The sequence below is a fragment of the Methanosarcina sp. MSH10X1 genome, assembly GCF_004099695.1.
Classification (GTDB): Archaea; Halobacteriota; Methanosarcinia; order Methanosarcinales; family Methanosarcinaceae; genus Methanosarcina.
The window spans coordinates 292,117-317,387 of record NZ_SCHL01000002.1 but is presented as its reverse complement, the minus strand read 5'-3'; the positions used below and the strand labels follow the sequence as shown (position 1 = coordinate 317,387).

Sequence of the window (25,271 nt, the reverse complement as noted above, 5' to 3'; positions counted from 1 at the left end):
TATGAAGTTATTTCGTTACAGGAATAGGAATAATTCATGATAACTTCCAGAACAGGAATTAACTGGTGAGAGTTATCATGGTAGGGATAATTCAATAATCCAGGTAAGAATAGGTTAGTAAGAATCAGCAGGAACAGAACAAAAATAAACCCAGTTATAACAAAGAAGGTTACTGGATAAGCTCTCGAAAAATCGCTGAAATAGAGGACTATATATTTTCAAAACGCTTTAAAAGAGCGGGATCTCTGGACTGATTGGATATAAGGTTCGTGAGGATTACTGGCCAGTAAAGGAAGTGTAAGTAAAGGCTTCTGCTAATCAAATTCATAGCCAGAATCCGTTCAGTCTAACAGGTAGATCCTTTGAAGGAAGATATCTGGAAAATTCTTGAGCATCTATAAGGCATATTAGTATTTGTATACTGAAACAAATATATATATGAAGTGTATATTTGAAGTGGGATTCTTCTGTAAGAGATGTAACCTCAATTGTCTCATCCGGGGGTAGAGTTCTTCCTGCGAGCAGGTCTGAGTAGTGACTGCTTTAAAACTCTGATTCTGTATTAATTCAAATTATGTATTCCATTGACATCATTGTTATAACTTTAAGGTTATCACCTGATCCGTTTTCTGAGGATCAGGGTTCACACGGATAAAAAAACAAATAAGAGGTAAAAATATGACTGAAATAGGAATTGTTGCAGTCGGCGGTTACAATGAAATGGGCCGCAATATGACTGCTATCATTATAGGTGAAGATATTATTATTCTGGACATGGGGCTTCGGCTTGACAGGGTCCAGATTCATGAAGATGTCGAAATTGACAAAATGCATTCACTCGAACTTATCGAGATGGGGGCAATTCCTGATGATACTATTATGAAGGAAATCAACGGGACTGTCCGGGCAATTGTCTGCACTCACGGGCACCTTGACCACATCGGTGCAATTCCGAAACTTGCCCACAGGTACAACGCCCCGATCATCTCTACACCATATACAGCAGCCCTTATCAAACAGCAGATAGAGGCCGAGCGCAAGTTTGAGGTTTGCAACAGGGTTATTCCGTTGAATGCAGGTGGGACTTATCAGGTTACGGAAGATATTTCCGTCGAGTTCATCAACGTCCAGCACAGCATAATTGACTGTGTGCTTGCAGCGGTTCACACTCCAGTTGGAGCGGTTCTTTATGCCTGTGATTTTAAGCTGGACCGCACTCCTACAATGGGAGAAGCTCCGGACTTCGATCGCCTGAAAGCCCTCGGAAAAGAAGGGGTTATCGCAATGATTGTCGAGAGTACGAACGCCGGACGCTCGGGAAAAACTCCTTCCGAACAGATTGCAAAAGATATGGTCAGGGATGTACTGCTCGGAACCGAAGAATCCGAAGTTGGGATGATCATTACAACCTTTGCCTCCCACATACCCAGGCTAAAAGCAATTATTGAAGCGGCCGGGGAAATGGGCAGGATTCCTGTGCTTATGGGCCGCTCAATGGAACGCTATGTCGGGGCTGCGAGAGACACTGGATATCTGGAGCTGCCTTCCAATGTCGAGATGTACGGCCAGAGAAAAGATGTTGATAGGGCCTTCAAACGCATTATTCAGGAAGGGAAGAACAAGTACCTCCCAATCGTCACCGGACATCAGGGGGAGCCGGGTTCCATACTTACACGAATCGCAAACGGGGAGACTCCCTTTACAGTTGAACCGGGAGACAGGGTTATTTTCTCTGCAAATGTGATCCCGAGCCCCATGACTCAGGCTAACCGTTATGCTCTTGAGACCAAGCTCAAGATGCGGGGCGCCAGAATTTACGATAATGTGCACGTTTCAGGACATGCATACAGAGAAGACCACTGGGAACTTCTGCGTATGGTGAATCCTGAACATGTAATCCCTGCTCATGGGGATATGGAAATGCACGGGCACTACATCGAGATGGCGGAAGATGCCGGGTATGTACTCGGAGATACAGTGCACCTTCTCAGAAACGGTGAAGTGTTATATATAGAAGAATAATTGTATAGGAATATATTCCGTGTCTCGTGATGTTTATGATGCTGATTGATGAGATCAAAAAAAGAAGTGTCCATGTTGATGCCGCAATTAATGAACTGCTGCCGGTAGCCCGTCCCGAGGAACTGTACAAAGCTTCTCGCTACCTGGTAGATGCAGGAGGAAAACGCCTCCGTCCCGCAGTTCTTATTCTGGCAGCCGAAGCTGTAGGCTCAAATCTAAAATCGGTGTTGCCTGCAGCAGTAGCCGTGGAACTTGTACATAATTTCACTCTGATCCATGATGATATAATGGATAGAGATGATATTCGCAGAGGGAGACCTGCAGTCCATAAAATATGGGGTGAAGCCGGAGCAATTCTTGCAGGCGACACGCTTTACTCCAAAGCTTTTGAGATCCTGTCAAAAGTCGAAAATGAACCTGTAAGGATTTTGAAATGCATGGATGTCCTCTCAAAGACCTGTACCGAGATTTGCGAAGGGCAGTGGCTCGATATGGATTTTGAGAAGAGGGAGAAGGTTTCTAAATCCGAATACATTGAAATGGTGGAAAAGAAGACCTCGGTCCTCTATGCCGCTGCAGCCAAGATCGGAGCCCTTCTTGGAGGAGCCTCTGATGAAACTGCTGAAGCCTTATCCGAGTACGGACGCCTTATAGGGATTGGCTTCCAGATGTATGACGATGTTCTGGATATGGTCACACCTGAAGAAGTGCTCGGAAAAGTCAGAGGTAGCGATCTTATGGAAGGGAAACACACTCTTATCGTAATCGATGCTTTCGAGAAGGGTGTGAAACTGGACATTTTCGGCAAGGGGGAAGCTACTCAGGAAGAAACCGACGAAGCCGTCCGGATTCTAACCGAGTGCGGATCAATTGATTATGTGAAGAACCTTGCAATTTCGTATATCAACGAAGGCAAAGCAAAGCTGGACGCCCTGGAAGACTGTCCGGAAAAGGAACTTCTCCTTCAGATCGCCGATTACATGATCTCAAGGAAGTACTGAATAAAGTACCGGATAACCGAATGATTACTAGCTAAAGAAGCCCAGAAATAACTAAGGCTTCAGGGAAACTGCGGCTAATCGGAGCCGCAATAACCTTGCTTAATAGTTTACATTTGGATCTATACAAGTTATACGAAATTTATGCTGAGTTTACATTTATACTTAAAAAATCGTTTTTAACAAATCTTTTTTTGATTCATATTAAACTTAACAAATCTTTTTTTGATTCATATTAAACTTAACAAATCTTTTTTTGATTCATATTAAACTTAACAAATCTTTTAACAAATCTGTTTTTACTTTTATAGAATAATAGTATCAACCCTGTAAAAGTAATATTATGTATTTATAAGAGCTGATATTTTCAACTTATTATTTTAAAAATATTACTATTTAGAAAAAGTGATTAGTATATTTGGAAAGAATTATTATTTTTAAAAAGAATTACTATTTTGAACAATATGATCTATATCAAGATTTTCAAAATTGCGGACGCAGATAAGAGTTTCAAAAAAAGTAATAGAGGCAGGATGAGAAACCTGCCTGCTTGAATTGGATTCGATTTTCAGGACCTTATTTTGCGTTTCTCATCTCGATTGTGCTCTGGGCAGCTACGAGTCTTGCAATCGGAACTCTGTAAGGAGAGCAGCTTACATAGTCGAGGCCTATCTGGTGGGCGAAGTGAATGGACTTGGGCTCTCCGCCGTGTTCTCCGCAAATTCCCATTTTGAGATCGGGTTTGGTGGAGCGGCCTTTCTCTATGCCGATCTTCATGATCTCGCCAACGCCTTCCTGGTCCAGGACTGCGAACGGGTCGTGCTCGAGAATTCCTGCCTTCTGGTAGATGGGCACGAATTTGGACACGTCGTCACGGCTGAACCCGAAGGTTGTCTGAGTCAGGTCGTTTGTCCCGAAGGAAAAGAAATCGGCTTCCTGTGCAATTTTGTCTGCAATAATTGCAGCTCTGGGCAGCTCGATCATTGTTCCTACTTTGTAGTCGATTCTCACACCTTTTTCAGCCATGACCGTTTCTGCCATCTTGCAGACTTCTTCCCTGGTAACGGAAAGCTCTTTTACAAGACCTACGAGAGGAATCATGATTTCAGGAACAATCTGCATACCCTCGTTTGCAAGTTCACAGGCTGCTTCCATGATTGCACGCACCTGCATGTCATAGATTTCCGGATAGGTTATTCCGAGTCTGCAACCCCTGTGACCGAGCATAGGATTGAGTTCTTTGAGGGAAATCACACGCTGGATGACTTTTTTTACCTCGTCAATCTTTCCACAGTCTCCTGAAGTTTCAAGTTCCCTGAGCTTTGTGTCCAGTTCTTCCTTGTCAGGAAGGAACTCATGGAGAGGTGGGTCAAGCAGCCTGATAGTTACAGGCAGGCCTTCCATGCTGCGGAAAATCCCAAGGAAGTCTTCCTTCTGCATGGGGAGTAATCTCTTGAGGGCTTTTTTCCTGGATTTCTCGTCTTCGGCCATGATCATTTCCCTTACTGCGGGGATCCTGTCTTCTCCGAAGAACATGTGTTCGGTTCTGCAAAGTCCTATGCCTTCAGCCCCGAGTTCACGGGCAAGACCTGCATCTGCCGGGTTGTCCGCATTTGTCCTCACTCCGAGAGTCCTGATATTATCAGCCCAGACAAGGATCTGTTTCAGGTCATCATTTATCTCGGCATCAATCAGGTCCACTTTCCCGATAATTACACTGCCCGCACTTCCGTCGATGGTAATATAATCGTGCTCTTTGATAGTATGACCATTTACCATGAAGATGTTGCTCTTTGTATCGATTGAGATTTCTCCGCAACCTACAACACAGGGCTTACCCATACCTCTTCCAACGACTGCAGCGTGAGATGTCATTCCTCCGCGCACGGTAAGCACGCCCTGGGCAGCTGCCATTCCTCCGATATCTTCAGGGGAGGTTTCAGTTCTGACGAGAATTGTCTTTTCTCCGATCTCGGCCATCCCTTCGGCGTCTTCGGCAGTAAATACAACCTTTCCTACAGCGGCTCCGGGTGAAGCCGGAAGCCCTCTTGCAATTACTTCCAGTTTTGCTTTAGGATCGATTCTCGGGTGAAGGAGAAGGTCGATATGTTCGGCTTTAACCCTTGTGACTGCGGTTTCCTTATCAATCAGCCCTTCTGCTACCATATCCGTTGCTATTTTCACAGCTGCAGCAGCAGTGCGCTTCCCTGTCCTGGTCTGCAGCATGTAGAGGTTTCCTTCCTGAATAGTAAACTCTATATCCTGCATATCCCTGAAGTGAGATTCGAGCCTCTGACAGATATCAACAAGCTGTTTATAGGCATCTGGGATCTTATTTCCAAGAGTGTCAATATAATCAGGAGTCCGGATGCCTGCAACAACATCTTCGCCCTGTGCGTTGATAAGGTACTCCCCGAAAAACTTCTTTTCTCCAGTAGACGGGTTTCTTGTAAAAGCAACTCCTGTACCTGAGGTGTTTCCTCTGTTCCCGTAAACCATGGTCTGTACATTGACGGCTGTGCCCCAGCTGTCATCAATCTCATTAAGTTTCCTGTAAGTGATGGCTCTCGGATTATTCCAAGATTCAAAAACAGCATTAATTGCCATCTGAAGCTGAACTTTGGGATCCTGGGGGAACTCAAACCCTTTTTCTAGTTTAATTACTCCTTTGAACCTCTCGGCCAGTTCTTTCAGGGCTTTTGCATCAAGATCGGTATCGGATTCAACTTTAAGTTCTTTTTTCTTATCCTCGATGAGGGATTCGAACTTGTCAGAGTCAATTCCCAGAACCACATCTCCAAACATGGAGATAAATCTGCGGTAGCAATCGTAAGCGAATCTTTCATCGTTAACCTTATTAGCTAATCCAATGACGGATTTATCCGTGAGCCCGAGGTTAAGGACGGTATCCATCATCCCCGGCATGGACACCCTGGCTCCGGACCTTACAGAAACAAGTAGTGGATCTTTTGGGTCCCCCAATTTTTTGTTGTTTAAGGTTTCGAGCTTATCGATTGCTTCTTCTATCTGTTTGAGTACTTCTTCAGAATAAATCTGATCTTTTAAATAAAGTACGCAAACCTCGGTCGTTATTGTAAAACCTGGTGGTACAGGGACCCCGAGATTTGCCATCTCTGCAAGGCCTGAGCCCTTACCTCCAAGTAAGTCTTTCATGCTACCTTTGCCATCAGTTACATCCTTTCCAAAAAAATATACGAATTTGGACAATGAGTCTCCTCCCTGGAACGAGATCATTAATCGGAGTTAGTGTGAATATGACCACATTTATGGTCTGAATTGCTGCCAACAATGTCCATTTAATATATAAGGTTGTGGTTGCCCTCTCCTCTATTTTATACTTAACTATCCTAAATTAGTTAAGACTAACGTACAATATAGGTCTTGCGATATCTTTATATATAATGAACGTAGACTACATATGCTTTTCAGTCTATAATATATATTCTTATTTGTGACTGACAGAATAACATGCTCAAAGCCAGGAGATTTTTGCCCTGAGCTGGAGAAATAGCTATTAACTATTCGTGGCTGATATGAAACGACTCGGTAAAGTGCTGCACAGGTCAGGCGTTAGAAACCTGATAATTAGAGGGGATGAGGTAAAACCCGAGAATGTCTCAGGTAGTCTTCCTAAATTGAATTCTGTCGTTGTAGATAAGGCCCTGAATCGGATTGGTACTATAGTCAGCGTTTTCGGACCTGTAAACCATCCATATTTTTTAGTGAAGGGTTTTAAACGAACTCCTGATTCAGATTTTCGGGCTCTCGTTAATGAAAGAGTCTATATTCGGTGAGATCTCTGACATTGAATGCGCGTTTGAATTCTTTATTATGGTTTAACATTAACTGGTTTATATATTTTTTGCTGGTTATAGCGTGATTTTTCTTCTCCGTCCTTTTATATATACTGTAATTTAAGTGGTGCAGCCAAAGTACCGGGAAACATAAACATATGGTCATTTTAATTTGTAAGGTGATATGATATGGTAGAAGTCGAAAGGGTTCGCTATTCGGACACTCTTGAAAGGGAAAAAATACGTGCCATGATCAAAGCTCGCAAAGAGAAGCAAAAGGAGCAAAATTTTGAGACCGAAAAGGCCGTGTGTCCAGAATGCGGTAGCAGGAACCTCGTTCACGACTACGAGCGAGCCGAGCTCGTGTGTGGGGACTGCGGACTTGTCATTGATGCCGATTTTGTGGATGAAGGCCCTGAATGGCGAGCTTTCGATCATGATCAGCGTATGAAGCGTTCCCGTGTGGGTGCGCCCATGACATACACAATCCACGACAAAGGGCTTTCCACAATGATTGACTGGAGAAACCGTGATTCCTACGGAAAATCAATTTCTTCCAAAAATCGTGCTCAGCTCTATCGTTTAAGAAAATGGCAGCGTAGAATTCGTGTAAGTAACGCAACTGAAAGAAACCTCGCATTTGCATTATCCGAACTGGACAGGATGGCTTCTGCTCTGGGTCTCCCGAGAACGGTCAGAGAAACCGCAGCAGTCGTCTACAGAAAAGCCGTGGACAAGAACCTTATCCGCGGAAGAAGCATTGAAGGTGTTGCCGCAGCCGCTCTTTATGCTGCCTGCCGCCAGTGCAGTGTCCCGAGAACCCTTGACGAAATTGAAGAGGTGTCCAGGGTCAGCCGGAAAGAAATCGGAAGAACCTACCGCTTTATTTCCAGAGAACTGGCATTGAAACTTATGCCCACCTCCCCAATCGACTATGTCCCGAGGTTCTGTTCCGGTCTTAACCTTAAAGGAGAAGTCCAGTCCAAGAGCGTTGAGATTCTGAGGCAGGCTTCCGAAAAGGAACTCACAAGCGGAAGGGGCCCCACAGGAGTTGCTGCAGCTGCAATTTATATTGCATCCATCCTCTGTGGCGAGCGGAGAACCCAGCGTGAAGTCGCAGACGTTGCCGGGGTAACCGAAGTTACTATCCGAAACAGGTACAAAGAGCTTGCAGAAGAGCTGGATATAGAAATTATCCTTTAAGTCAAGCCTTTTGCAAAAAATCCTTGACCGCAAGCCTTTTCAAAAAAGGCTTGAGCGAAAACTTTTTCAAAAAAAGTTTGATCAAAAACTCATGCTTATCTAAACCGGTGTAACCGGAGCGTGATCGACCGGCGAAACGCAAGCCTTTTCAAAAAAGGCTTGAGCGAAAACAACGTAGCGGCGTGATAAACCGGCGCAACGGTTTCGGATCAACGGTCGCGGGTCAACGCTTGCAATACAATGGGTTGTAGGATACTGAAAGTGTCCTCTAAATTTTTCTATTTTATCTTTTAGCTGTGGGTTTTCTCTATTATTATATAGAGAAACGTTCTATTTTTGCATTGGTTTTAGTAACCGGAGCTTCCTGCCACACGGAGGTTTATTTTTAAAACGAAATTTAAAAGTTTCAAGTTTTTGATTTATAATGCCAACAGTTGAAATTCTGAAAGCTCTTCTTCTAGGTTTCTCAGTAGGGCTTACAGGCGCACTCGTTCCAGGTCCTATGCTTTTTGCAACTATAGAGCTATCTCTGAAAAAAGGCTGGCTTGCAGGTCCGCAAGTTGTATTCGGGCACATAATTGTAGAAGTCGCGCTCTATATCCTGATTCTTCTCGGGGCTGCTTCGCTCGTCGGCAGCGGCGTTATTTCCGCAATTTTTCTTATAGGAGGGCTTTCACTTCTGGTCTTCGGGCTTTTCACCTTAAAAGATGCCAGAGCCGCAGCTTCTTCTTCAAGCACCTCTCAGGATTCGTCAGGCTTGAGATTGACTTCCAACCCTGTTCTGATAGGTCTGGTTACTTCAGTCTCGAACCCTTATTTCTGGATCTGGTGGCTAACCGCGGGCGGAGCCCTCGTACTTAAGGAATATGAACTGGGAATTATATTTGCAATGGCTTACATGCTCGGGCACTGGACAGCAGACCTGAGCTGGTTTACTGTCATATCCGGATCATTCAGCCGTGGGAAAGCTCTGCTCTCACAAAAAACGCACAGGTATATTCTCTATACCTGCGGAATATTTCTGGTAATTTTTGGGTTCTATTTCATGCTTAATTACAATAATTCAATGCAAATGCTCTAAGAGTTCGGCTTTCCCGAAGTCAGACCGGGCTGCCCTGAATTCCGCCGCAGTTAAGGAATTATCATCAGGGTAATCGATTATCCTGAAATTTACTTCCGTTTTCCTATCTATGAGACCATTTATTCATGGTTTTATAAGCACCTTTTAATTGTAATTCTCCTTTTTATCGGTCGTTTTTTTGCAGCCTCCTTTTTAGAGAACCGTGAGAACATGTAGACTCCCCCACTGAAAGTAGACAGGAACAGGATTACAAGAATTCTCATATTCTTTACAGTTTTCCAGCTCCACCTGTTAGCTACGAATAAGGAACTAAGAGCCAGCGTCATAAGCCCGAAGAGACCATGAATATACAGGATTAGAGGAGCTGCCCTGGCAATTATATGTCTCAGTCCGGAGTATAACATAAACAATAAAGATAAGGCTCCAAGGATATATCCGAAAGTGTTTATCTTCCCGTGCTTCGGGATTCCATCCTTCTTAAAATCGCTTCGCTTCAGTGCAACAAATCCAATCATATAAGTTAGCAGGGTAGAGACCTGCAAACCAAGCGAGATTTTCCTGAGCTGGTTAATGCCCACTCCCATTACCAATTTTAGCACCCCTTAAAGTTAAGCTATGTTTTAGCTATGTTTTTTGCCTTATTTGAAAATAAGGTCCACGCTTAATGATCCCTTTGGAAGCAAAGTTTCTGAGGAATCGTTCGTCAATGGAAAATTCACTCAGGCTTTCTCAAAAACCTGATGTTCAGAGAAAATAGCCGGATAAGTACGCAACAAATAACCGGAAAAATCGCAGGATAGGTAGCCGGATAAATAACCGCATAAGTAGCCGGACAAATTTTGGGAGAGCCTATTAATAGAAGGATAACCTTAGGCTTCCGAAAGGTCGATTATCCATGAAGCGGCAGTGCATAAAAGTCCCTAAAAAAATAGGAGAGCCTGTAAGAAGAATACTCCTTGAGCTTGAGATGCTTGACAATTCCGTGAAAATAAGCGGAGATGAGATGTTTCTCTATCTTCCCCTTACCAGAGAGCCTGCCCCTGAAGAACTGAGTAGTTTCCCTGAAGGAATCGAACTCAATGAATGCGATTTCGAGCTCCAGGAAAAGAAACCTGTTCCTGAGGATCTGCTTGGTTTCAGCCCTGCCTATGAGATTATAGGGGATATCGCCCTGCTGGAAGATCCTGATCTTGATGCGCAGAAAGCCTCAAGAATTGCCGATGCCCTCCTCCGAACCCAGCCAAATGTAAGAACCGTTCTCAAGCCCCTTACGCCTGTAATCGGGGAATTCCGGGTCAGGGAATTTGAGGTTGTTGCAGGCGAACCGAGAACAGAAACCATTCACCGGGAATACGGCTGCCGCTATAAAGTTGACCTTGCGCGGGCTTATTTCACGCCCCGCCTTTCAACCGAGCGTTCAAGAATCCTCTCCTGGGTCAAAGAAGGGGATGTCGTTGTCGATATGTTTGCAGGTGTCGGCCCTTACAGCATCCTGATCGCGAAAAGTAAAAAACATTCAAAGGTACTTGCAATTGATAAAAATCCCGACGCCGTGCATTACCTCATGGAAAATATAATACTTAATTCTGTAAAAAACATTGAAGCAATCGAAGGCGACGCCAGGGAAGTAGCAAGAAAGTTTGCAGGGACTGCAGACCATGTGATTATGAACCTTCCTCATAACGCCTTTGAGTTTCTGGATTCTGCCGTTCTCCTGACTAAACCCGGCGGAATAATTCACTATTATGGGATAACTCCTGAAAACGACCTTTTCGAAAGCTCCATAGAACATATAAGGGCAGCTGCGGAAAAAGCAGGCAGGAAAATTGAGGTTCTGGATAAAAGGGTAGTCCGTTCCTATGCCCCTCACCAGTATAATGTCTGCATAGAAGCCAGGATTATTTAAAGAAGCCAGAATTATCAAAGAGATGCCAGAATTATTTAACAAATATTAGAATTATCCAGGCTCTGCAAAAGCAAACAGCTCCGCCCGAGCGAAATAATTAAATTCTTGATCGCTATTTTAAGTCTGCTTATTATTTCCTGTGCATGTGCCGTCGTGGCTTAGCGGTATAGCGGCTGATTCGTAATCAGCAGGCCGAGGGTTCGAGTCCCTCCGGCGGCTCTCGTTAGTTTTGAGTGATCTTAGCGACTTTGAATATTTTCCTTAATTCACCTACTCTGACTATTTTCTGAACAAAATCACATCATAAGGCAAATCATCTGTGTCTATTACTTGAGAATCCTTACCCCGGAGATATTTATTAAAGAAATCAAGGAGTAGCAAATTCATAATACTTTCAATTCTAGATATCCTAAAATATCGAAGAGTTTTACTGCCTGGGAGGAACGTCCCATTATTGGAGCGGAGGCCCACCGCGCGCGTATGCTGTCGAGTCCAGGACAACCAGCCAGTCAAAATCGGTTAAGCTTTGGGGAGTTAGTGCAAAGTAGCTTGAGTTTTTCATACTGCCCGAACGAGTAGGAAGAGCTACAATTTCCGGGGTTGGTAGCCCCTGACCTTTATGAGTTGGAACGAACCGTACCGATCCCGGCGCATTAGTCAGTCGAGCCTCAAGAGTGCTGTTTTCGGGCTGCGCGATGCCATTCGCCTCAGAGACACCTATTCCCGAACCAATGACGACATAGCGCGGGCCGAAGATTTCATTGAGCTGCGCTCCCGCTGGCCACCATATGAGTAAATCAGTACCCAACTGCCACTGTGCCTTTCCGCGCTGCAGATGGCTGCTGTGAGCAAAGACCAGCACTTTTCCCCGATCACACTCACGGGATACTATGTATGCCAGATTATCCGCCATCATCAGGTCACGAATACCGAGCCCTCTTACAAGCCTTTCGCCAGAATCCGATTTTCGCGCCAGCCCGGCATGATAGTTCAATAACTGCCGTGCAACATTCGCATAATGCATGGCTTCCAGATAGCAACTTTTATCACTTTTAGCCACAAGTTCGGGACGGCGTATGCGCAGTTCCATAATGAGATCCTCCACCTCAATCCGAAGTGTCGTTGCAGCCGGTGATAAGCCTATAAACTTAGCCGGGTCCATCATTGCATCGGGATTCTCCCAATCGGAGTCCTGGCCAAGAAATGCATCGATACGTTCCCTATGCTCCTGGCTGCTAGCAATATCGACCGAGGCGAGGTAATCGAGAACAAAGTACAAAACTTGCCTTGGACTATCGCTAAAAGTCATTTCTGTAGGACTATCGAAACCGTAGAACCGGAGTTTGACTCGATGGGAAGGATCTGCATTGTACCACCTCATCCACTCCACCAGTTCCCAGTTTGCATCGAGCCTGCCAAAACCGTGGCTAAACCCGGAGTCCTGCACAGCCTCATACGATGCAGGACCACGACCAGCTATATACTCATTCACCAGATGTGCCCTGGGGAAACTGCTCTCGATAGCAATTGCACTGTAGCCATGCACCTCAACCAGGCGCTGGAAGAGCCGATTACGGAGTATAAGAATATCTTCGCCGCCGTGAAGTGCTTCTCCGAAGCCGAGCAACTCCACCGAGCCATCAAGTGAATCAATAAGCCTGTCAATGGCAGCGTTGAGGTTTTCAGGCGAATCGATAGAGAAAGGAATTGCTTCGTGTAGAATCCAGTCGTTGAGAGTGGCATACGCCGGATAGGAATTTCTGTGAAACAAGCTTTTTTTCATTTTCCCGAACCTCCTGATAACTCGACCAGTTCAGATATTATTGTTAACCATTGTAGAAAGTTAATTTCAGAATATTACTATTCATGATTGATTCAAAATAACTATCATTTACGATACATCATATAAATATAGTAATTTTTATTTTTTACATTACCTGAGTCTGAGTCTGCGGAACGAGTTTTAAAAGGCTCAATTATCTTAAGAATTCCAGGCTTGCAAGGATCCGAGCTGAAGTTTTTTATGAGGGATAGTACGAGCAAATTACGCATAGCAACCTTCAATCTTGAAAACTTTGATGGCAAAACCAATGAGAGACCAGCATTAAAAGAACACATCCCTCTAATGCAGCTGCAGCTACTCAGGCTCAATACCGATATTTTCTGCCTTCAGGAGGTCAATGGAAAGGAAGCGGCAGGATTTCCTCGCCGCCTGCTGGCGCTTGACGCCCCGATTCAGGAAACGCAGTACGCCGGCTTTCACCGGATATCCACAAAGAATGGGGACGGGACTGGAGTTTATAATGAACACACCCTTGTAATTTTAAGCCGATACGGAATCCTGGAGTCCCACCAGTACAAACACCATTTTACCCCTGATACGTTTTACAAGATTGTAACAGCGGTAGCAATACCAGGCGAAGAACCGAAGGCAGAAAGAATCAGCTGGAAGAGGCCGATCTTTCACGCCAGGATAGGCGTTGGAAACCGGATACCGGACGTTATCAATCTCCATTTAAAATTTCGGATGCCCACAGACATCAAAGGCCAGAAATTCGATACCTATACCTGCTGATCTCAAGAAACCCGTTTGAATACTTTAAGCATTCCGAGGTACACAACGAACTGCTTCATGATGAGACTGTAGCCTTTGCAACGGATACCGAATTCCCGGAGTCGGACCATGCGCCGGTAGTTGCAGAACTGGAATTGCCTTAAAAGTCTGGAATTCTGAAGGATTGCAAATTGCCCTGAGGGCTGGAAATAATCCATAAATTCTTTCCCAATTCCGGATTTGATTCCTGACAGCTAAAATAAAAGTAACTTAGAATAAAAACTTATACAGCAGTTCAGACTTGTGTATTATATCACAGTAATATGCTTTTAAATTATAATCACGTTAAATATTTATTTCCTTAAGATATAACCTTCAGAGAGCATATTAAATTATAAGACTTTTAAAATTATAGACAATTTTTCTTTTTATCAAAGTTATCTTATAAGTCTACAAACTATGCTCTAACAGGGAGATTAAGCAATAAATCAGGGGGGTAAAGCCTGAATTATTTTACGAATCCACGAACTGACAATAAATGTTTCTGCACGTTTGTTCCGCCTTTTATTCTCGAAAACCTGGCAAAGGCAGGAGTTGAGGATGCAACCTTAACACTTCACCAGGACAGGAGCAGCCGCAAGAATAGAGCATCTGAAGTCCCGGATATAGGGGCGCTTATGGGAGTTGCTGCAGCCGCAGGGAAGGCCGCCAGGCATATATATGATTCTCAAAACACGATGGAGTATCGGTTAAAATTAATAATAAGTGAAGGAGGACCCGTTGTAGAAGATGATGCCGTGAGCAATGCTTACGACCATATAGGAAATTTCCGCGATTACTTTAAGGCTAAACTGGGCCGCGATTCCATTGATAACAACGGCATGGATATAATATGTAATGTTCACTTTGGCACAAAATATAATAATGCTTTTTTTAATGGCAAGGAGATTACTCTTGGGGATGGGGATGGAGCGATATTCTCCAGCTTTGCCAGATCGCTTGATGTGATAGCTCACGAACTTGGTCATGGTGTTGTGCAATGGACTTCCAACTTTGAATACCGTAACCAATCGGGTGCATTGAATGAGCATTTCGCAGATGTGTTCGGGACCGTAATTACGCAATATGTTGAAAAATCGGCTGCAGACGATGCCGACTGGCTTATCGGTGATGAGGTTATGGGACCGAAATTGTATGGAGAAGCCCTTCGCTGCATGGCTTCTCCAGGCACTGCATATGATAATGAGCTTATGGGTAAAGATCCCCAGCCTGACCATATGAGGGATATTTACAGAGGTCCTAACGATAACGGCGGTGTACATATCAACAGCGGGATCATGAACAAGGCGTTTTACCTTGCAGCAAGGGAACTGGAAACCGAAAATGCAGCACTTATCTGGTATACTGCATTGCAGAATCTCTGGCCTACAGCAACTTTTAACGACGCAGTAGCACAGATCGTCAAAGCAACGCAGCTTCTGATAAAACGTGAAAGGGTAAGAAGCGGATCCACACAAAAGGTGAGAGCAGCATTCAAAGAAGTCGGGCTACCAGCGAAAGATGAAACCAGTATCCCTAACACTCCTACCGCCAAGATAACGCAGTTTTAATTTTTTTGCCCCACTATATTTTAGAAGTACAGGGCTATTCACAAAGAAACAGGAACCGCTGGTTATATGCACATCGAGTTTGAGATCTCAGGCGGATACGCCAATATTGACCTGACATATCGTGGAGACACTGATAAACTTCCTCCGGAAACTGCAAATAAGCTCCTGGGGCTTATAGAAAGCTCCAGAGTACTTGAACTTCAACAAAGTGAGATCGCTCCCGGTACTGCTGGCCCTCCTGATGTGTTTTATTATAAACTCATAATTTATGAAGGGGGTCAGAAAAAATCATTATCTTTTAATGATGCTACGGTACCAGATCAATTGAAACCGCTATTAGAGTTTTTGCAGGAGCTTGCGTGGGAGCGGCTTAGAAAGGACTGATGGATAGAAAAGACCGGTATTCTGGAGGAAGGCAGCTTAGAAAAGAAAGCCGTCCGGAAAAGGCAAACTTTCGGCAGATAGTTAAATTAAATTTTGAGATTTGCAATCTAGAATAAGTAACGGGGGGATGTACACATGGAAGAAAAATCTGAGAATAAGGAGATAGGGGAAGAGCCTTCTGAAGTGCCAACTCAGCGTAAATGCGGAGCGATGGAAGTTCATCACAGGTTACTGGCGAATGAGTCGTATATGAAAGCGCGTGATCAAATTGAAACTCTTGCACTTGAATATAAAAAAGGATTTCGAGCAATATCCAGGACAGGAATAATCCAGATTCCTGTGGTCGTTCATGTTGTATGGAGTAAAGAAGAGGAGAATATTTCTGATGCCCAGATCATGAGCCAGATCGATGTCCTTAATAAAGACTTCCGTAAGCTGAATTCAGACGTATCGCAGGTGCCTCCTGTCTGGAGTGGTCTTACAGCAGACATCGGAATTGAATTTTTCCTTGCAACGAGAGCCCCGGATGGGACTCCGACTACAGGAATTACTCGCACCCGTAGCTTAGTGACCTCTTTTCGTACGGATGATAAAGTTAAATTCGAAGCTACCGGCGGCAAGGATGCATGGCCGACTGACCATTATCTGAATATTTGGGTCTGTAAGCTTGGAGGAGGTCTACTGGGTTACGCACAATTTCCAGGAGGGCCAGCTGAAACAGATGGCGTTGTCGTTACTTACACAGGATTCGGTACCCTTGGAACTGCCAGACCGCCATTTGATCAGGGACGGACTGCCACCCATGAGATAGGTCACTGGTTAAATCTTTACCATATATGGGGTGATGAACTACGTTTTGAAGACCCGTGTTCACTCTCGGATGAGGTTGATGATACTCCAAATCAGGGCCACCCTAACTATGGGGTTCCGTCATTTCCACATATTAGTTGTGGCAACGGACCAGACGGTGATATGTTCATGAATTACATGGACTACGTTGATGACAAATGCATGGTTATGTTTACTCAAGGTCAGGCGATCCGGGTAAATGCCTGCCTTGAAGGGCCGCGGTCATCGTTCCTTGCCGGAGTGGAAAGCAGAGGGAGAGAAGGGGCATCATCTGAACGTAAAATGCCTATGCCAAAGTGAGACCGAAAGGCAGAGACAGCATTGCCTGGAAACGGAGAGTCCTGCCATCTCGTTCACTATACCGAACCTGGCCTGTACCATAAATAAAGGTATAACTGAAATGGGCTAAATCAGTAACGGATTATGAATAGATGGACGGAGTAAGGGTAAATCCTGATCTGGTACAGGCAAATACGAAGGGCAAAATATGATTGAGTAAAGGGACAAACTATGACCGAATTACCTGATGAGATCTTTAGAAAATGGATACACTCCTTTGAAGAAGACCAGAATGGAGTAACTGTATATAGGCCGGAGGAATACGAATTTCCCCCAGCTCGAGGCAGGGATGGTATCGAGTTCAGGCAAGATGGGGTGTTCATCGATTGGGGAATCGGTCGTACTGATGCCCTTGATGGAATTAATGGACACTGGGAAGCGGAAACTTCCAGACGTGTGCGTATATCTTTTGAGGGGAACGTTCAACCGCCTGGAATCATTGAAATCCTTCATTGTGATGAAAAGATATTGAAGGTGCGGGAGCTGCCAGCATCTTCTTGATCCGTGTGCGGGGGGAGTTATGGGGAAATATGCAGTACTCTCGGATTCAAGCGAAGAACACATTGTTGAGAAATCGGCAGAAGATTTCGGGGCGCATTGGGCCCGCCTGGGGGATAAGACTATAGTCTGGACAGCTACGGAAGAATGGGTTGAATTTACCAGTAAAGCCGGACAGGCAGGCATAAGTCCCGAACACGCCGAAAGTCACGAACTGGAAGGTCGGCTTTATCTCGTTATCCAGACAGGAAGGGAATTCCAGAATATGTATCCTGACGCCCGGATAGTTTTGGAGAAAGGCCGTTACCTTGTAGCCGACCTTCTTCCTGAAGAAGCAAGCCGCCTCGCTGAAAGTAAAGAAGATTGGTGGACAGTGCGCCCGCTGGCAATGGGCAGTGTGATCATGGATATAGCAAGACCTGAAGCCCAGCCTGTCCTGCCCGGCCTGAAGGCAAGTGTTGCGGCTGTATCACAGACCACATACAGTACTTACATGAGCTTACTTGTTGATTTCCAGACGCGCCATTCCTTCAGTTCTCAATTTATCAGCGCTGCACTTTGGGCGGCCAATCAGTTTCAAAATTTTGGTTATCAGGTAGGACAGCAGCCAGTAAATATTCGGAGCGACAGCAGCGCTAATGTCGTGGCAGACCGCCCGGGCAGAGGGAGTGAAAACCGTAAACTTCTGCTTATTACTGCCCATCTTGATTCGATTAACGTAAGGGGGGGAAGAGATGTACCCGCCCCCGGTGCGGATGACAACGCAAGCGGGGCTGCAGGGGTCCTGGAAATCGCACGCGTGCTTGCAGAATATCCGTCAAAACATGATTTACGGTTTATCCTCTTTGGAGGGGAGGAGCAGGGACTTTACGGGAGCAAACAGTATGTAAGTAGCTTGTCGAAAAACGAATGTGACCGAATTTGTGCCGTTATAAACATGGATATGGTTGCGACCCTGAATACCGAGTCCCCGGCTGTCCTGCTTGAGGGGGCACCGATTTCCAGGGCTCTGATGAAGGAACTTGCTCAAGCAGCAGCCACATATACATCACTCATAGTCCAGACCTCAGAGAGCCCATTCAACAGCGACCACGTCCCATTCATTGATAAGCTCATCCCTGCGGTTCTCACTATAGAAGGAACTGACAGTTCAAATAGCAATATCCATACTGTTAATGATACGCTTGATCACATAGATTACGGGCTCGCACTGGAAATTATCCGGATGAACCTCGCTGCGGCTTCGAAATTGCTTGAGATCGAGGATTTGTAAAATATTCTGAGTCTTTCTATGAGAATCAAGAGAAAGTGCCGGTTTGACAGCGACGCTATTAAAAAATCCACATGGATTTAAAATTGGTAAAATTAAAATATCTGCCTGCTAGCGGGTTCATACTTCTCAAAAGCTTCTTTCTAACTCCTTTTTGAGTACTGAACCCGTAAACGTTGCTCAGTCCGGATTTCCGATGGTTAAAAATTTGAGGTATCTTTTTAGAGGAACTGGAATAGGATTAGCACGATTAGCCCGCTATGATTTAACAAACCTGACATGACAGAAAAAACTGTATTATTCTGATTTCAGATGCTTTGCCTGGTCCGGTTCACAGGTGGACTGCAACTGGACTTATACGATTAATTTTACCCAGCTTTTATTCAATGTATATGTATAAATTTATAAAACCCATAGAATAGTTTATGAGAATATCGCATGATGCGGGTAAAAACTTGAAAAGGCTATTTTGCTGAAAAAAATCCCGCGCTCAAACGGACTGAGCGTGCCCGGAAAAATTGGGATTTTTCAATTTAATGCAGCGGCAGAGATTTAAAAAAATCAGGAAAAGGAGCAAGGCAAATGAAAAATAGGGAGCACAAACCTGCCAAATCGGAGGATGAGGACACCGAGAAACTAAGTACTGCAGGCAGGGTATTCCGCAACCAGACTCCAGCCAATAATAGAAAGGAGACTGTAATTCAAAGTGATTTTCATTTTCATAGCGATTTTCATTTTCTTAAAAGTATGCTTGATACAATACTCAATCCTATTTATTATAAAAATAGGAATGGGGTGTATCTGGGGGTCAATAAGGCATTTGCCAGACAGATAATCGGTCTCCCTGAGGAAGAAATTATAGGATTCACCCTACCTGAGGTCTGCAGAAAATTAGTAGAAAAATTTCCCGAAAGAGATACAGTGAGCGGGAGGAAGCTTGCAGAAGTTTGTAACGAATACAATCAGATTGATACAAAACTTCTGAAATCCGGAGGAAGCGAAATTTATGAGCAGGAGATAATACTCGCGGACGGAACAAGAAGAACTTTTTTTATAAATAAATTTGCTTTCAGGGATGAAAAGGGGAATATCTCCGGGCTTGCTACGATTTTCCAGGATATCACTAAACTCCGAGAATCCGAGAAAATCCTTGAAGAAATCGAAGAGAGGTACGGAATCGTTACCGAACAGACAGGGCAGCTCGTATATGATAACGATATCCGGAATAACAGGCTCTCCTGGGCAGGTGCTGTTGAAGAGGTTTTCGGGTACAGTTTAGAAGAGGTTAAAAATTTTACTCTGGAGAACTGGCTTGAGCATATCTATCCTGAAGACCGGAATTACGTGGTTGAAAATTTCATGCAAGCCAGGAAGACCGGAGGAAGAGAGCGTATAGAGTACCGGCTAAGGAAAAAAGACGGGACCTATATTTATGTTGAAGATACAGGCACATATCTCGTTAACAAGGACGGCAATACTTACAGAGTTCTTGGGGTCGTTAAGGATATTACAGAAGAGAAACTTGCCCGCAAGCAAATCGAGAAAGGGGAAGAAAGATACCGCATAGTCGCTGAACAGACAGGGCAGATTGTATACGATTATGATGTAGAACAGGATTACGCTGAATGGGCAGGAAATACTGAGGAACTTACAGGTTTTACATCTAAAAACTTCAGGGACATGGGCATACAATTCTGGTTGGGGCAGATTCACCCTGAAGACCGGAATAATATAGAGAAAAATTACAGACGGTGTATTACAGATGGAGGGACTTACCGTTTAGAATACAGGTGCAGGAGAAAAGATGGAAATTACATTTTTATTGAAGATATCGGGGCCTGCCTGAAAGATAAAGAAGGTAAAGTAGACAGGATTCTCGGAATAATTAAAAATATTACTGAAAGGAAACTTACCCAGGAGAAGCTGGAGAAGAGTGAGGAAAAATACCGTTCATTTATACATAACTTCAAAGGGGTTGCTTTCCAGCTAGATGAGAATCTTATTCCTGAGTTTACTCACGGGACTGTCGAAGAGATCACCGGATATACTGAAGAGGATTTCATGTCTAAGCAGGTTATGTGGATGGATATAATTTATCCGGAAGACCGACCTGCAATCCTTAAGCAGGTAATGAGAATCAAGAATTCTGCCCGTACCCATGATACCGAATTTGAGTACAGGATAATACGTAAGGATGGAAAAATAAAATGGATAAAGGAGCTGTATCAGAAAATTCAGGGAAGAGGGGAAAAGTCGGATAAGTACCAGGGAGCGGTTTACGATATTACAGAGAAAAAAGAGGCAGAGGAAGCCCTGAACGAAATAAAGGAAGCCCGCATAAAGGAGATCCATCACAGGATAAAGAATAATTTGCAGGTTATCTCGTCCCTGCTGGATCTGCAGGCTGAAAAATTTGAAGATGAGAAGGTTAGAGAAGCTTTCAGGGAGAGCCAGAACCGTATCGTTTCCATGGCCCTTATCCATGAGGAGCTTTACCAGGAAAGGAATACCGAGACCCTTAATTTTGCAGCATACCTAAGGAAGCTGGTTGAGAATCTTTTCCAGACTTACAGCGTAGGTCATCCCGGAGTAAACCTGCAAACCTATTTCAAAGAGGAAGTTTTCCTCAATGTTGAGATAGCAATTCCCCTGGGGATTGTTGTCAATGAGCTCGTTTCTAATTCATTAAAACATGCATTTCCGGGAAGAAGAAGAGGGGAAATTGAAATCCGGCTCAGTAAAGAAGAAAAGAGTGAAAGTAAATCCTGGACAGATGAAGATAAAGAGTCTGAAGGCAAGAAACTTGAAGATAAAAAGTATGAAGATAAAGAATATAAGCAGGGTTGTGGGATCACAGAACTTGTGCTAACAGTTTCTGATACGGGGGCAGGTTTTCCTGAAAATGTTGATATCGAAAACCCTGATACGCTTGGCTTGCAGCTGGTAAATGCACTGGTAGACCAGCTTGACGGAGAACTTGAACTTAAGACCGACGGCGGGACGGAATTCGCGGTACGGCTCAATATAGCAGAAAATTCTGAAACAGCCTGATTGTCGGCAAAACCGTTACAGATCTATAAGATCAAGTTTATATATATAAAATACCATAGATAAAAATGGGGTCAGACTAACTTAGATTTCAGACTAATTTAGATTCTAAATCCCGGTTGTGCTTTGAAAATACTGATATGAGCAGTAAGCATAAGGAGCACAGAAAAAGGTATGGAAAAACGCAAGAAAGGAGTTATAAGATATGCCAGCAAAAGTCAACAAAGAAGAATGTACAGGCTGTGGAACCTGCGTAGAAGAGTGTCCTGTAGAGGCAATCATTATTGATGAGGACGAGGGTTGCGCAGTTGTAGACGAAGAAGAATGTGTAGATTGCGGAGCCTGTGAAGAAACCTGTCCCATACACGCTATAGAAGTAAGATAACCTGAAAGAATTCAGATAACCCGAAAAGACAGGAATTATATGTCTTAAATAATACGAACAAAATCCAGTTATTCAGAAGAGTGGGAAGAGAGTGGTAGCCAGAAAGAGCTATCAACGCCTGAAAGCTGCTTCCCATTCTGACTTCCTATTTTTCAGAAATCGCCTGTTAGCTCCGCTTGACGAGGGAAGGACTTTTGTTTCATATCCCATTGCTCTCAGGGTCGGTTCATATTCTCCGGACTTCTTGCCATTAAAAAGAACCAGTTTCAGGTTCGGAGCCATAACTTTCAGCATTGAAAACAGGTTAATTTCTTCGTCCGTTATCTTTGCGTCCTCGCTTCCTTCTCTTTTCCCGGCTTTAAACACGTCCCAGAGTCCGATTTTATTACGTTTCAGGGTTTCAAGCCGGTTTTGATAACTCATACCCTGAAGATCTTCTCCGATAATATTGCCGAGAAGCCTCCAGAAATCATTTCCCGGATGCCCGTAATACTGATGCTTTTTGATAGAAACGTCACCTGGAAGGGAGCCGAGAATCAGGATTTCGGTATTTTCATCAATAACTGCTGGAAAACCCTGCTTTTTCATCGATTCGGAAGCTGGAACTCAAAACTATTTTAAACTTTGGGGATAAAAAATTAAATTTCTGTTAAACCTGAGTTGGATTTCTGTTAACCTCAGTTAGATTTCAGTTAACCTCAGTTAGATTTCAGATAACCTCAGTTAGATTTTAACTCGATTACCTGTTCAGACAGATCTTCGTAATAGTTAAAAAGCTCCTGTCCCCAGACAAGGGCACGTTCCTCAAAGCTCACCATCTCATGATTATAATATCTTCCCTCTTTAGAAATCAAGGACAGGGAAATAAAGCGATCGGTAACGATGCTGGAGGCAAGCTCGATTTTATGGTCACAGACAAAAAGGCGTGTGTTTTCCAGATTTAAAAATTCTTCCGTATCTGCCCTGTAGTCAGAAACCAATTTTTCATAGATCGGCCTTTCCAGAACGAGCGAGACGTCAATACCTCTCTTTGCAAGGTCCAGATAGAGGCTCGGGTATCCAGGACGGAAAAATGAGGAAACCTCCATAACTGTCCTTGAACGATATAAAGGGTCCATGATCTCAGGAGGATAATCAAAAATATGGGTTCTATCTGGCAACAGTTCCTTACAACTGCCAAGTTCTCCAATCCGGTCCAGCAGATGGGGAGGAAGGGTCCTCAAATCCTGTCTTGCCCAGTAATCATGGTTCTCGTCAAAAACCTGAAAAGTCGAGAGAAGAGGCTCCATTTTGGGAACAATAAGCTTTCCTTTTATTGAGAGCTCATAGCTATCTCCCTTCTGCACCAGCAACCCTTCTTTGAGTAAAATTCGGATCTGAGCCATTATAGGACTGGAACTAACGTCAAGCCCGATTTTGATTTCCTCAATTGTCTTTGGCCCTTCCTTCAGGAGCAGAAGCAAATTTTTCCTCTTGTCCGAAAAAAAAATTATGTCTATTAACTGCAGTTCCATACTCATTTAATATAACCTCCGGAAAGTGGCTACGGAGTGATACCCGGAATTTAGTTGGGAACCTGACTCTAAAGTTAAACCTGCGTAACTGCCTTCATACCACAATGCAGGCTTAAAAAGAGTTATTTTTTGAAGCAGAGCACTTTGTAGGCTCTGTGTAACTGCCTTCATACCTCAATGCAGGCTTAACACCATGGATTCCGGAAAAGCTCCGCTTTCGACTGTACAGACAAAATTATCAATGCATTTTTCACTCTCGATCTGCCAGGCTCTTGATTTATAGAATTCAAAAAGCTCCCTTGCCCAGTTTAGGGCTTCAGGCTCGGAGCAGGACATATAATTGTGGTAAAACCTTCCGTTACTGTCAAAGAGAGAAATCATCATCCCACGGTCCGAGACCATAAGCTCGGCAAGCTTGACCCCATCATTACAGACAAAAAGTTCGGCGTTTTTCATTGTAGCTAGTTTCCTTATTTTCCTCTCATAATTATGCAGAATTTTTTCGAGTACCGACTCTGTGAAAATAAGGGTAACCTCAGACTCCATCCTTCCGAGCTTTGTATAGATGGGCAGGAATTCAGGCCTGTAGAAGGACGAAAACACCATAAGATAACTTGAAGAAGAGAAGAAATTCAAAAGTTCCGTGCTTGGCTCAAAAATCTGGCTCGGATCGGCTTCAACCAGTTTACAATCCTTAAGGTCTCCTATTTTATCGAGAAGATACTGAGGAATTCCGCTGAGGTCGTGCTCTATCCAGTAATTGTCTCGTTCGAGCAAAGTAAGGACATTGACAAGGGATTGAACTTTTTTAAACACCTGTTCTCCCATATCTGTCAATTCATAGCTGCCATTTTTTTGAATAACCAGGTCACTGTCTGTAAGCCTTTTGATCTGGGGTAAGATAGCTGTGGGAGAAACATCAAGCAGGGTTTTAATTTCTTCCATTGTTCTTGGTTCCTCTCCCAAGAGTAAAAGGAGATCTTTTCTTTTCTGGGAACGAAATACGACATCTATTAACTCCTGTTGCATTCAAACCACTTCTATCGCGTTTTTTGTAAGTATAAAATATCTGTATCACGTAACACTAAAGTCTCCGCGCAAACACGGATGAAAATTTGATTTCCAGTTCGGTCCTGTACGACCTGAATAGGAAGAAGCGTATACGCCATGTCTAGAGGGTATTCGATATATTCATTTATATAAAAGGATTTGGATGAATAATTTCAAACGTAAGGGAATCCAGAGAACGTAATTTCAGGAGTTCAGGAAAATTCTCAGTTTCCTTAAAAACGGCATCATTGGGTAGAATTAAAATATTCTGCACCCTGACTGGCTGAATAATCAAATTGTGTAAAATTGAGGGAGTTCAACACGAACATTGAAATTTTTGATAGCTATTATCTGAATAATTACATTGTTCAAAGAAAATTGACAAGTTTGGATTCACAAGTCTGTATGAAGTTAAGAAACCCGGCAAATTCCCCTCAAAAATTTAAGGCTTAATTATCAGGAAAGAAGCTAGCAAAAAATTTAGAGATATGAAGTCATGTAATCGGCTCAAAATTTTAGACCTCTTGTTGCCCTGTAAAAACCAGGAAAAAATTTCCATCGGTTATGGTATATGGGATGATTTCCCCTAATTATGCTGTATACGCTTGTTAGCATTACAGACAAGCGAATCACTCAAAAAGGTAAAGTTCTGGTGAAAAGGAGAAAATTTTTTCGCTGGAAGGTTGCTGAGAAAAATCTAGAGATAGAGTCCTGTGGCACGGACAAATTTCAGATATTCCACAGC

The 25,271-nt window shown here is 43.7% G+C and carries 20 protein-coding genes and 1 tRNA gene; 15 read left to right on the top strand and 6 right to left on the bottom strand.

Translation table 11 applies throughout. The features are described 5' to 3' along the window. Positions 1-678 precede the first annotated feature (678 nt). Positions 679-2,022, top strand: a complete 1,344-nt coding sequence (locus EQO05_RS03030; RefSeq protein WP_128503620.1) for an RNase J family beta-CASP ribonuclease — start codon at positions 679-681, stop codon at positions 2,020-2,022. 35 nt (positions 2,023-2,057) lie between these two features. Further along, complete coding sequence (locus tag EQO05_RS03025) at positions 2,058-3,023, top strand: polyprenyl synthetase family protein (RefSeq protein ID WP_128503742.1); 966 nt, start codon at positions 2,058-2,060, stop codon at positions 3,021-3,023. A 573-nt stretch (positions 3,024-3,596) separates the two neighbouring features. Here the strand turns inward: EQO05_RS03025 and ppdK are convergent. Beyond that, on the bottom strand, positions 3,597-6,248 hold the full coding sequence (ppdK, locus tag EQO05_RS03020) for a pyruvate, phosphate dikinase (RefSeq protein ID WP_128503619.1): 2,652 nt from the start codon (positions 6,246-6,248) through the stop codon (positions 3,597-3,599). Between the two features lie 326 nt (positions 6,249-6,574). On the opposite strand from ppdK, the gene EQO05_RS03015 reads away from it, so the two are divergent. The 3 genes from EQO05_RS03015 to EQO05_RS03005 all read left to right on the top strand — a co-directional run bounded on the left by EQO05_RS03015 (position 6,575) and on the right by EQO05_RS03005 (position 9,119). Beyond that, positions 6,575-6,835 carry a Gar1/Naf1 family protein gene (locus tag EQO05_RS03015; protein ID WP_128503617.1) on the top strand — a complete coding sequence of 87 codons (261 nt, stop codon included), beginning with the start codon at positions 6,575-6,577 and terminating at the stop codon, positions 6,833-6,835. Positions 6,836-7,024: 189 nt separating this feature from the next. Then, complete coding sequence (locus tag EQO05_RS03010) at positions 7,025-8,038, top strand: transcription initiation factor IIB (RefSeq protein WP_128503615.1); 1,014 nt, start codon at positions 7,025-7,027, stop codon at positions 8,036-8,038. A gap of 424 nt (positions 8,039-8,462) precedes the next feature. Beyond that, positions 8,463-9,119 carry a LysE family transporter gene (locus EQO05_RS03005; protein ID WP_128503613.1) on the top strand — a complete coding sequence of 219 codons (657 nt, stop codon included), beginning with the start codon at positions 8,463-8,465 and terminating at the stop codon, positions 9,117-9,119. Positions 9,120-9,250: 131 nt separating this feature from the next. Here the strand turns inward: EQO05_RS03005 and EQO05_RS15895 are convergent, their stop codons facing one another. After that, positions 9,251-9,709: a hypothetical protein gene (locus EQO05_RS15895; protein ID WP_240664300.1), complete on the bottom strand. Its 459-nt coding sequence runs from the start codon at positions 9,707-9,709 to the stop codon at positions 9,251-9,253. Between the two features lie 305 nt (positions 9,710-10,014). Between EQO05_RS15895 and EQO05_RS02995 the strand changes: the two genes are divergently transcribed. Together EQO05_RS02995 and EQO05_RS02990 are read left to right on the top strand one after the other, a co-directional pair. Next, positions 10,015-11,025, top strand: a complete 1,011-nt coding sequence (locus EQO05_RS02995; protein WP_128503611.1) for a class I SAM-dependent methyltransferase family protein — start codon at positions 10,015-10,017, stop codon at positions 11,023-11,025. Positions 11,026-11,172: 147 nt separating this feature from the next. Continuing rightward, positions 11,173-11,244: transfer RNA gene (locus EQO05_RS02990), tRNA-Thr, on the top strand. Between the two features lie 232 nt (positions 11,245-11,476). On the opposite strand, the gene EQO05_RS02985 is transcribed toward EQO05_RS02990, so the two are convergent. Beyond that, a complete protein-coding gene (locus tag EQO05_RS02985; RefSeq protein WP_128503609.1) occupies positions 11,477-12,808 on the bottom strand; it encodes an erythromycin esterase family protein in 1,332 nt (443 codons plus the stop codon). Positions 12,809-13,048: 240 nt separating this feature from the next. Here EQO05_RS02985 and EQO05_RS02980 point away from each other — a divergent pair, with 240 nt between their 5' ends. The 8 genes from EQO05_RS02980 (at position 13,049) to EQO05_RS02945 (ending at position 21,962) form a co-directional block, all read left to right on the top strand. After that, positions 13,049-13,600, top strand: a complete 552-nt coding sequence (locus EQO05_RS02980; protein WP_205793667.1) for a hypothetical protein — start codon at positions 13,049-13,051, stop codon at positions 13,598-13,600. A gap of 656 nt (positions 13,601-14,256) precedes the next feature. Further along, on the top strand, positions 14,257-15,189 hold the full coding sequence (locus tag EQO05_RS02975) for a M4 family metallopeptidase (RefSeq protein WP_205793665.1): 933 nt from the start codon (positions 14,257-14,259) through the stop codon (positions 15,187-15,189). A gap of 66 nt (positions 15,190-15,255) precedes the next feature. Beyond that, complete coding sequence (locus EQO05_RS02970) at positions 15,256-15,573, top strand: protealysin inhibitor emfourin (RefSeq protein WP_128503605.1); 318 nt, start codon at positions 15,256-15,258, stop codon at positions 15,571-15,573. A 135-nt stretch (positions 15,574-15,708) separates the two neighbouring features. Continuing rightward, a complete protein-coding gene (locus EQO05_RS02965) occupies positions 15,709-16,722 on the top strand; it encodes a zinc metalloprotease (protein ID WP_128503603.1) in 1,014 nt (337 codons plus the stop codon). A gap of 210 nt (positions 16,723-16,932) precedes the next feature. Further along, positions 16,933-17,262 (top strand): hypothetical protein, encoded by a 330-nt coding sequence (locus tag EQO05_RS15755; protein ID WP_205793664.1) that lies wholly within the window; start codon positions 16,933-16,935, stop codon positions 17,260-17,262. 19 nt (positions 17,263-17,281) lie between these two features. Beyond that, complete coding sequence (locus EQO05_RS02955) at positions 17,282-18,532, top strand: M28 family metallopeptidase (RefSeq protein ID WP_240664299.1); 1,251 nt, start codon at positions 17,282-17,284, stop codon at positions 18,530-18,532. Between the two features lie 579 nt (positions 18,533-19,111). Further along, complete coding sequence (locus EQO05_RS02950; protein WP_128503601.1) at positions 19,112-21,580, top strand: PAS domain-containing protein; 2,469 nt, start codon at positions 19,112-19,114, stop codon at positions 21,578-21,580. A 202-nt stretch (positions 21,581-21,782) separates the two neighbouring features. Beyond that, positions 21,783-21,962 (top strand): 4Fe-4S binding protein, encoded by a 180-nt coding sequence (locus EQO05_RS02945; protein ID WP_128503599.1) that lies wholly within the window; start codon positions 21,783-21,785, stop codon positions 21,960-21,962. A 111-nt stretch (positions 21,963-22,073) separates the two neighbouring features. On the opposite strand, the gene EQO05_RS02940 is transcribed toward EQO05_RS02945, so the two are convergent. From EQO05_RS02940 to EQO05_RS02930, 3 genes are all read right to left on the bottom strand, one after another. Continuing rightward, on the bottom strand, positions 22,074-22,550 hold the full coding sequence (locus EQO05_RS02940; RefSeq protein ID WP_128503597.1) for a DNA-deoxyinosine glycosylase: 477 nt from the start codon (positions 22,548-22,550) through the stop codon (positions 22,074-22,076). A gap of 131 nt (positions 22,551-22,681) precedes the next feature. Next, on the bottom strand, positions 22,682-23,482 hold the full coding sequence (locus tag EQO05_RS02935; RefSeq protein ID WP_128503595.1) for a winged helix-turn-helix domain-containing protein: 801 nt from the start codon (positions 23,480-23,482) through the stop codon (positions 22,682-22,684). A gap of 168 nt (positions 23,483-23,650) precedes the next feature. Beyond that, positions 23,651-24,505 (bottom strand): winged helix-turn-helix domain-containing protein, encoded by an 855-nt coding sequence (locus EQO05_RS02930; protein WP_205793663.1) that lies wholly within the window; start codon positions 24,503-24,505, stop codon positions 23,651-23,653. Positions 24,506-25,271 lie beyond the last annotated feature (766 nt).